The following is a 233-nucleotide window of genomic DNA, read 5'->3' as shown; positions in this document are numbered from 1 at the left end:
CCCATGATGGTCCTCTCCGTCGTCGCCGTCATGCGGCGGGTTCCGACCACCTACATGCGCGCGGCGCTGTCGCTGGGTGCGCCATGGTTCACGGCATGGCGCCGCGTCCAGTTGCCGTTGATCCTGCCCGGCATCCTGTCCGGCGGGGCGATCGTTTTCGTCTTCGCGCTCGGCTATTACATCACCCCGACGCTTGTCGGCGGGCCGACAGACCAGATGATCTCCAGCTACAT

General features: G+C 65.7%; 1 protein-coding gene. It reads left to right on the top strand.

Annotated elements, in window-relative coordinates:
• A partial coding sequence (locus tag X726_RS0137220) for an ABC transporter permease subunit (RefSeq protein WP_156940772.1) occupies nucleotides 1-233 on the top strand: 233 nt, incomplete at both ends.

It is taken from the genome of Mesorhizobium sp. LSJC285A00 (assembly GCF_000503155.1).
In the GTDB taxonomy this organism is placed as follows: Bacteria; Pseudomonadota; Alphaproteobacteria; order Rhizobiales; family Rhizobiaceae; genus Mesorhizobium.
Note: the sequence above shows the minus strand (reverse complement) of the source record. Positions and strands in the feature narration are given on the sequence as shown.